This is a genomic window from Alicyclobacillus suci (assembly GCF_017329615.1).
Classification (GTDB): domain Bacteria; phylum Bacillota; class Bacilli; order Alicyclobacillales; family Alicyclobacillaceae; genus Alicyclobacillus; species Alicyclobacillus suci.
The window spans coordinates 1-9,143 of the sequence record NZ_JAFMTW010000068.1 but is presented as its reverse complement, the minus strand read 5'-3'; the positions used below and the strand labels follow the sequence as shown (position 1 = coordinate 9,143).

Annotated in this window: 9 protein-coding genes and 1 pseudogene; all 10 read left to right on the top strand. The window is 44.9% G+C overall.

Annotation, left to right across the window (positions count from 1 at the left end):
* Window positions 1-103: 103 nt before the first annotated feature.
* The 10 genes and pseudogenes from J3482_RS18725 to J3482_RS18685 all read left to right on the top strand — a co-directional run bounded on the left by J3482_RS18725 (window position 104) and on the right by J3482_RS18685 (window position 9,071).
* Window positions 104-1,225, top strand: a complete 1,122-nt coding sequence (locus tag J3482_RS18725; protein WP_206922917.1) for a site-specific integrase — start codon at window positions 104-106, stop codon at window positions 1,223-1,225.
* The gene (locus J3482_RS21910; protein ID WP_146824965.1) at window positions 1,152-2,195 is read left to right on the top strand and encodes a tyrosine-type recombinase/integrase; all 1,044 of its coding nucleotides are present in this window, start codon (window positions 1,152-1,154) and stop codon (window positions 2,193-2,195) included. Before J3482_RS18725 ends, J3482_RS21910 begins: the two co-directional genes overlap by 74 nt.
* Entirely contained in the window at window positions 2,192-3,208 is a 1,017-nt protein-coding gene (locus tag J3482_RS18715; protein WP_146824964.1) for a site-specific integrase, read from the top strand. Before J3482_RS21910 ends, J3482_RS18715 begins: the two co-directional genes overlap by 4 nt.
* A 179-nt stretch (window positions 3,209-3,387) precedes the next feature.
* Window positions 3,388-3,870, top strand: a complete 483-nt coding sequence (locus J3482_RS18710; protein WP_206922915.1) for a Mu transposase domain-containing protein — start codon at window positions 3,388-3,390, stop codon at window positions 3,868-3,870.
* The gene (gene istB / locus J3482_RS18705; protein WP_206922914.1) at window positions 3,867-4,652 is read left to right on the top strand and encodes an IS21-like element helper ATPase IstB; all 786 of its coding nucleotides are present in this window, start codon (window positions 3,867-3,869) and stop codon (window positions 4,650-4,652) included. Before J3482_RS18710 ends, istB begins: the two co-directional genes overlap by 4 nt.
* 256 nt (window positions 4,653-4,908) lie before the next feature.
* Window positions 4,909-5,076 (top strand): annotated as a pseudogene (locus tag J3482_RS22290) (IS1380 family transposase); the annotation flags it as partial.
* A 41-nt stretch (window positions 5,077-5,117) separates the two neighbouring features.
* Entirely contained in the window at window positions 5,118-5,510 is a 393-nt protein-coding gene (locus tag J3482_RS21905) for a transposase (RefSeq protein WP_188332427.1), read from the top strand.
* Between the two features lie 284 nt (window positions 5,511-5,794).
* Window positions 5,795-6,949, top strand: coding sequence for an aminotransferase class I/II-fold pyridoxal phosphate-dependent enzyme (locus tag J3482_RS18695; protein ID WP_146824907.1), 1,155 nt, complete (start codon window positions 5,795-5,797; stop codon window positions 6,947-6,949).
* 4 nt (window positions 6,950-6,953) lie between these two features.
* The gene (locus J3482_RS18690; protein ID WP_146824908.1) at window positions 6,954-7,877 is read left to right on the top strand and encodes a 2-hydroxyacid dehydrogenase; all 924 of its coding nucleotides are present in this window, start codon (window positions 6,954-6,956) and stop codon (window positions 7,875-7,877) included.
* Between the two features lie 42 nt (window positions 7,878-7,919).
* Window positions 7,920-9,071, top strand: coding sequence for a phenylacetate--CoA ligase family protein (locus J3482_RS18685; RefSeq protein ID WP_206922913.1), 1,152 nt, complete (start codon window positions 7,920-7,922; stop codon window positions 9,069-9,071).
* Window positions 9,072-9,143: the final 72 nt, after the last annotated feature.

Genomic DNA, 9,143 nt, shown 5'->3' with positions numbered 1-9,143 from the left:
TTGGTCACTTGAAATCTTCTCGAAGGTTGGGGTGAAGTCCTTTTTCATGCCCTAAAAACCCTTGCCCTGCGGGAGTTTATAAATCTGCAAAACGCTCAAATACATGACGCAAAAAGAAAACCCGATTCTGAACGCCCGCATTGGACTTGATTTTCTGGAAGAAGAGTATGGACTGGTGGTATTCAAGAAATTACCGCGACATCTGGCCATCTGTGCGAGGGCAGTCAATGTGTTAACAGACTACCAACAGCACGGCATAATACTTTCGAAAGCGCGTCGCAAGGTGCATTTTTACCATCCACAGTTTCAGTCATTGTTTCAAGGCTACATCGATTACCGTAGGTTGGAAGGCTGCTCGGAGGATACACTGCAGTCTTACGCGATCTATTTGGACAGGTTTTCCGATTATCTCCATAATTGCGGGGTTAAGAACACTCGTGAACTGGATCATGGCTTGGTCCTTGGTTTTACTCAAACATTCACCAATTACTCTCCATCAGTCATTCATAACACCCTCTGTGCCCTGCGCACCTTTTTCCACTATTTGTTTCAGGAAGGATTGGCTACGGAGGATTTCGCCTACATTGTTCCAAGAGATAGTTACAGAAGCCGAACGAAGGTTCCTTCAGCCTACCCAAAAGAGGATGTAGACAAGCTGTTGAAATCCATCGATCGTGGAAATCCGAAAGGCAAACGCGATTATGCCGTGATCCTGCTTGCGGCCAGACTCGGATTACGTGCCCAAGACATATGTGACCTAGCCTTCGAAAATTTGAGATGGGAAACCAGCACCCTTGAGATCATACAGGGAAAAACAGAAAAGCCGGTTACCCTCCCTCTGTTGGAAGATGTGGGACTTGCCATTATTGACTACTTGAGATATGCACGACCTGACTGTACAACGACGAATGCCATTTTCCTTCGACTGATTCCTCCGATTGGCAAACTGGAAGCCCCCACACTGCATAGTATTGTCACTCACCATATGAGGAGATCTGGGATCAAGATTGAAGACGGCAAGAGGCACGGGCCACACGCGCATCGCCATAGTTTAGCGAGCGCAATGTTGGAAGAACAAACTCCTCTGCCTGTGATCTCGGAAATTCTGGGACATTCCAACACGACCTCCACCTCCGTCTACTTGAAAATAGATGTCCATCAACTTAGGAACTGTTCCCTTACGCCGCCACCGTTTGATTGGAACCACGGTGAGGAGGTGTTTTGATATGAACCATGGGGAATTTGAGGGCGAATTTAAAGACTTACTCCGCGATTACGTGAAAATGAAGAGAGACTTGGGTTACAAATTCGATACGACCTCTGCCAATCTCCGCAGATTTTCTGCTTTTTCATTGGATTACGACATTCAGAACAAGGCACTCACCAAGCCACTAGTGGAGGATTGGACGGCCAAGAGAAAAAATGAGTCTGTGAAAACATGGGAACATCGTGCGAGTGACTTGCGCCAATTTGCATTGTATCTACAGCATCGAGGCTATGATGCTTATATTCCGCCAGGAAAACGCAAGATCAGGAGGGGGGATTTTGTACCCTATATTTTCAGTTACAACGAAATCCAATGTTTTCTCCATGCATGTGACAGCATACCTGCTCACCCTCTGTCCAATAAACACACCAGTTTTCCATTATTGTTTCGACTATTGTATGGCTGTGGACTCCGGATTTCCGAGGCGATTCATTTGACCGTGTCCGATGTGGATCTGAACAGGGGCACTCTATTCATCCGGGCGTCGAAATTTAATAAAGACCGACTGGTTCCCTTGTCGGAGGAACTTTGGGACATGTTTAAGCGATATTCTCATCAATTTAATTGCCACGCGGAACCGAAACATCATTTTTTTAGAAACAAGAACGGAACCCCGTTAACCCACGATAACGTCTATAAGCAATTTCGGGAACTGCTATGGAGGGCAGGCATTTCCCATGGAGGAAAAGGGAAAGGACCTCGTCTGCACGACCTTAGACACACATTTTGTGTTCACACTCTAGCCAACCAAGTTCGCGAGGGAACGGACTTGTATTGTGCCCTCCCTGTTCTTTCTGCTTATCTTGGGCATACGTCTGTTGCGGCAACCCAGCACTATGTACGATTGACCGTAGAGGCTTATCCCGATTTGATTCAAATGGTTTCCAATACATGTGCTTACATCTTTCCGGAGGTGGAACGTGGGTGAAACCGACGGATTTTGCTTACTATTTAACCACATTTCTGTCCAAGTACCTTCCAGGCACGTTGGGGCTGAGCCCGAATACCGTCATGTCTTACAGGGATTCTTTCCATCTGCTGCTTGAGTTCTATTGTGGACAAAAAAAGAGAGCTGACAAATTGACACTGGGAGAGTTGAACAAACAATTGGTCGAAGACTACCTGGGGTGGTTGGAAAATGCACGCCATTGCAAAACCTCCACCCGCAATGTGCGGTTGGCCGCCATTCACGCATTTTGTCGATACCTCCAGATGGAATTTCCCGATTATATCTATTCGGCACAGCAAATCCTGGCCATCCCAATCAAAAAGACAACAAAGCCAGCTGTTGAACATTTGACACTGGACGCCATGAAATATTTGCTTGGGAGGCCCAACAGTAAAACCATGGAGGGTAGAAGGGATCTTGTTTTGTTAAGTCTGATGTATGACTCTGGGGCAAGAGTGCAAGAAATTGCTGACTTAAAAGTTTTCGACGTGAGAGCAACGGAACCCGCAACCGTCAAACTCACAGGAAAAGGGGGTAAAAGCAGAATCGTCCCCTTGATGAGACCCATGGAGCAACTCTTGAAACAGTATATAGACGAAAATGGTTGGACGGAGCCTTGTGCACGGGATTACCCATTATTCCAGAACCGATCGAAAAGCAAGTTAACTCGTGAGGGTATTGCTTATATCGTCAAAAAGTACGCGAGGGAAGCCATAAAAACGGCACCTCAACTTTTTCCAGATAAGTTCTCACCACACTGTTTTCGTCATAGCAAAGCGATTCATCTGCTACAGTCCGGGGTGAATCTTATCTACATTCGCGATTTTCTTGGACACGTAGACATCCAGACAACGGAGATTTACGCAAGGATTGATGGTGAAATGAAACGAAAGGCGTTAGAGAAAAGCGCAAATCACACTGTAACGGATAGGCTCCCAGAGTGGCAAAGGAATACGGGGCTGATGAACTGGCTAAAGGAGCTAGGCAAATAAGACGGGATCATAATGAGAAGTTGATTTGTAGGTAGGTTGCTTCATTCAACGAGCCTGACATTCAACTTCTCATTATCCCGGACTTCTCATTACCTTTCTAATGTGTAGCTGCACATTAGAAGGAAAAGATTGAGCGACCCATTCGCTATATCCGCGACAGCTTTTGGCCGACCGCGTTTGTGGATCTGGCAGATGTCAATCAGCAAGCAGTCATATGGCGAGATACCGTTGCGAACGTCCGCATCCATGGAACAACCCATGAGCGGCCGCAGTCTCGGTTCCCTGACGAAAACCTGCAGCGGCTGCCGGAACATCGGTATCTATTGGCGTATAGTGCATTGCGTAAGGTCCTCAACGACTGTCGAATCTCATGGAATGCCAGCCTGTATTCTGTGCCGTGGCAGTACGTGGGGAAAAACGTTCTAGTCCGCGCGTTTGAAACGGGCCGTCTACAAATTGAATATGGCGGTCAGGTTATCGCCGAGCATAGTCTCGTGGACAAGCATCAAGTCTCCGTCAACCCTGAGCACGTAAAAGGCATCCCCATGGATACGCCGAGGCATTCACGGGGCAAAGTCGCTGGTCTTCAAGTCGGACCCGACGTGGAACAACGGGATCTGGACGTGTATGAGCAAATCGCGTCAGGAGGGCAATTGCAATGAGCGAAGCATTGTTATTGGCCAAGACGGAAGAATCTTTGTTGGAACTGGGGCTAAAGAAGGCCGCGTCGATTCTCCCAGCCAGCCTGGAGTGGGCTGCGGGAAAACAGGCGACGTATGTCGAGTTTCTGTCTCGTTTGTTGGAGGCAGAGACGGAGGAGCGGTTCAACCGCTACCTCCATACTCGCCTCAGCCTAGCACACTTCCCGTATCACAAGACGTTGGCAGACTTCGATTTTACGTTTCAGCCGTCCATCGACGAACGACAAATCAGGGAATTAGCACAACTGTCGTTCGTGGAGGAGCGCAGTAACGTCATCCTCCTCGGTCCGCCCGGCGTGGGAAAGACGCATTTAGCTGTGGCACTGGGGATGGAGGCGTTGCAAAACCGAATGAGTGTGTATTTCGTCACCATGCAGCGGTTGGTCGCCGATTTACGAAAAGCGCATCAAGAGGGCCGCTTAGAAAAGCGATTGAAGGTGTACATCCAACCGAAGCTTCTCATCTGCGACGAGGTTGGTTATCTGCCACTGGACGCGCTGGATGCAGCAAACTTCTTTCGTCTGGTCTCTGAGCGGTATGAGCAAGGGGCGATGATTATCACATCCAATACGAGCTTCACCAACTGGGGAACCATGTTTGGGGATCAGGTGCTGGCATCGGCTCTACTTGATCGGTTGCTTCACCACGCGACAACGGTCAACATACGCGGGAACAGCTACCGGATGAAGGATAAACTCAAAGCAGGCGTAACCCATGCCCTGCAAGAGGAGGTGAGAGACTAACCGAACATATGTCCGGGGAATTTTACGCGATGATTTTGAGGAAATCAAAACTGATGTTTTTGGGGAAATCGACCCGATTTTTTTGAGGAATTAAATCCGATGTTGACATCATTGAAGTTTCAATGAAGGCTCATGCTTCGTTCGTGGACATTGCCAGTGCTTTAAGAGAAATTAAAGGCGATTTTGAGTCTGAAGGAGTAGCCATAAAGTTTGTGTTGGGCATGTTGTCGCAGATGTTGCAAAATAAGCAGAACTACTGGAGCAAGATAAACGAGATTACGTGGTTAAACTGAAATGGACCAAACGACTGGCACAGTTAGCACAAGCGCCAAATCTCCTCTGGCACTGCATCACAGAGAGCGATAGGGAAGACTGCGACGTCGCTTCCATCATGTATCAGGCAACTTCCTGGGACAAACCTCGTCGGGTCATCATTGTACGTCGCTTAGACATTGCCCCACAGGAGTGCTGTGTGCGGATTGGCTCTGGAAATACGAAGCGATTGCCACAACGTTTGACTGGAGCGGCGAGGATGTATGGCACTTCTACAATTATCGCGGCAACGCTGAGAATCACATCAAGGAAGCTAAATATGGATTCGCCGTCGACCAATTCTCCAGCAAGGATTTCGATGCCAACAAAGCGCTGCAGGGTCTAAAGCTACTGGCATATAATCTGCTCGTGCTATACAAGCACGTAGCGTTACAACCCGCACTATGCCAATGGACAGCCGGACGCCTTAGACGGAGACTTTTCCTTCTACCTGGCATTCTGGTTCGTCATGCACGCCAGTGGAGCATTCGTCTTCCGGAACGTGCAAAACACCTGTCATCGCAGATGCTTCAAACCGCCACGTAAGGGCTTTTCCCAATTACATAAGCGGAGTTCACAGCCCAGCTCTGGGGAGGGGGGAATGGTGCCCATCACTCAAGTGACGTACCATGATTTCATTGTATCGACAACATATCTACCAATTACTTGAATATCCATCCCTGTCGGTTGCTTCAATCGCAAAATCGTCGAAATCCTGGATAAATTTTTAATTCATATATAATAACAATTGATTGAAACTTTTCTCTTGCGAGAATAACTGGAAATGATTTATCATAAATACATGATCACTACAAATTGGAGAATAGAGGTTGGGTATTTTGTCAAAGTTCAATAATTTAACTCGGTATGAAGCTATAGGATTAAATCAAGATTACAATTTGGCAGATGGTCACGCTCATCAAGGTCAATCTAATACCCAAAAAACTATTGTTGGTGAGTTGCCCTCGATTTTTTGCGAATCTGAATTTACGAAACAGAAAGTCTTAGAGGAAGAATTTCAATACGAGTTTTATAAATTGGCTAATCAGTACTCGGCCATAAGTCATCCTAGAACCATGCTGTGTTATTCTGCGTCGCTCTCAACAGATCTAATCGCAACATACCTACAACAAAGAGGTATAACGGTTAGCTTACTGCAACCATGTTTCGATAATCTAGCTACAATCTTAAAAAGACGAAATGTCCAACTAACGCCTGTAGCAGAGGATGACCTTGCACCTCATAACCTAGAGCATACACTTAACAATTTAACAACAGATGCATTGTTCTTAACTTTACCAAATAATCCAACCGGATTTATGTTAAATCAAGAAGAAGTGGAAACCGTCATTGAATTGTGCAAAAGGAACGATAAATTATTGATTATTGACTGCACTTTTAGATTTTATCATCCTGATTCGCTTTGGGATCAATACAGGGCACTCGAGAAGTCCGGTGTCAGTTATTTTATGGTGGAAGACACCGGGAAAACATGGCCAACACAGGACTTGAAGTGCAGTATTCTCGCTGCGAGTGAGGATTTATACGAAGGTATCCTCGAGTTGCATAATGACATTCTTCTCAACGTATCTCCTTTTATTTTGAACTTACTAATTAAGTACGTGCGTGATACAGAAAAATATGGTCTTCAAACAACACTTTGGGACTTAATTGAGGCGAACAGAGCATACCTACGGAACTCGTTAGAAGATTCCATTCTCATCCCGTATTCTTCTCATTCGACAATTAGTGTGGAGTGGTTAAACATACAAAGCGAAAATGTCTCTAGTATCGAATTACTTGAGGCTATGCGTGCTTCGGGATTGGGAGTTCTTCCTGGAGACCATTTCTATTGGAACAACCCAGAAATAGGCGAGCGATATATCCGTATCGCCTTGGCACGGGATTCAGAAATGTTTAAAAAGGCCTGTGATCGATTATCGGATTTTTTGTCGACCCAGTATAACGTAGCGCTCGTAAGGTGATTGCATGAAGATTACTTACATTGACGAACCGACTTACCTCCCGACGTGGGTCATTACTAAGATGCGAGAATATGGGGAAGTTCAAGTATTTAGTGACCGTCCCGATAAGGTTGAAGCCATTAAAAGATTGTCTAATACAGATATAGCGATTGTAGAATGGACTTCTATTACACAAGACATGGTCCTTGAAATATCTAGATTAAAGTATTTAATCGCAATTACTACTAGCTATGACTACATAGACATCAATGCTCTCACACACCATGGCATTTTGGTATCAAATTGCCCAGTATACTCTAAACAATCAGTAGCTGAGCATGTATTTGCCCTGTTGTTTGCTATCAACCGAAAACTTATACAAGCTGACAATGCATGTAGACGCGGGTTAAGTCATTTGTATCATCCATTTCTCTGCTCTGAAATCCATGGAAAAACAATTGGATTGGTAGGTACAGGACAAATTGGTCAGGCAGTCGCGCACATTGCTAATGCTTTCCAATTGAAGGTATTGGGAACCAATAAATCCATGAAACCAGTGAAGGGAATCGAGCTCGTAGATATACAGGATCTCATGAAGAGAAGTGATATCGTTTCTCTCCATCTCCCAGCTAATCAAAGCACGATAGGTATAGTTACTGAACAGTTACTCAGCATGATGAGATCGGATGCATTTTTAATCAATACATGTAGAGGAAGATTAATAAATGAACCGGCGTTGTATGATGTGCTGAGGCAACATAGGATCAGAGGCGCAGGCCTTGATGATCTGACCAGTTATAAGGATAATCCTATCCTCAAACTAGATAATGTCGTCTTGACTCCTGGTAGTGCATGGTATTCCTATGAATCTAGAGAGCAGAATATGCGTGAATTGATACAAAATATTCATAGTTTTTTTACTGGGAAAGTAGTCAATCTTGTTTTTTAAGATTTTTAATGTCGTATTAATTATTTGAAAGGAGGAACATATATGGTTCATTCTTACATTGATGTATTTGAAAAGGCTGGGTCACCTGAATCTCTGAAGCCATTTATAAGATTTGAACAAGTATGGCCGGTTGAGAGCTTAGAGAGACACACTGAGATTCTTAAGTCATTTCACGATGAACGTACTCGCTACAGAAAACTTGATAATATGCCGCGTGAAGAACTGGACAGTTGGACCCTACGTCGTCTACAGTCTCTGGTTAAATTTTCTTATGAACATATATCCTACTACCGGAGGCTATATTCAAATGTTGGTTTTGAGCCCGGGGATTTAAAATCTCTCAGAGATTTTACTTTACTCCCCATAATACAAAAGGCCGATCTACATGAGATCTATAGAGAAGTAGTTAATAATCCGTGGGTAAAGATCAACCATAAGTCTCGTACTTCAGGTTCCACTGGAACTCCACTCTCTCTGATTAATGATACCGATCGACAAAAGCACTGGTTTGTTCACCGTATACAAATGTTTGAGAACATGATGCAGTCGCCCTTACAACCTGAGGACTGGATTTACTCGATATACTATGAACCATTTTTACTGACAAGTATTTTGGGGGACTATCCTACCTTTACAGTTGGTCTAGGGGCTTCTTACGAAGATTTAGCAGAGCATATCCGGACGTTAAAACCGAAAATTGTCACCGGTGTGGGTAGACATGTCTTAAAGGTTGCGGAATTACTTCCTGACGCCAAGGAACTCGGTATCCTAGCCTTTTCAACAAACAGTGAGACTTCTTCACCCGGTATCAGAAGAGACCTTTCGCTTAAACTTGGTGTTCCAATCCTGGACGAATACTCTTCTGAAGAACTTGGCATTATTGCTTGGGAAGAACGAGACGGAGGATATCTAGTAGCTGAAGATACAGTCCATCTTGAGTTGGTTCATTACCAAGACGACGATATGGAATCTGTTATTGGAACTGATCTATGGAACTTTGCTATGCCCCGTATCCGCTATGCCCAAAATGACTACGCTATTTGGAAAAAATCGGATCCAGAATATGGATTGAGGAGATTGGACCGCATTTTAGGACGCCAGGATATGATGATTATAAGCCCTACATATGGTCCGATAGATCCTGGAAAAATTCTCGAGATATTTGATCCCGGATTTCGACGATTAGGTGATTGAGATCATTGACCGGGGCATGTTTTCAAGTATTTGGTGGATTTGTTGGCGAACACGGCGAAATCATGGTACGGA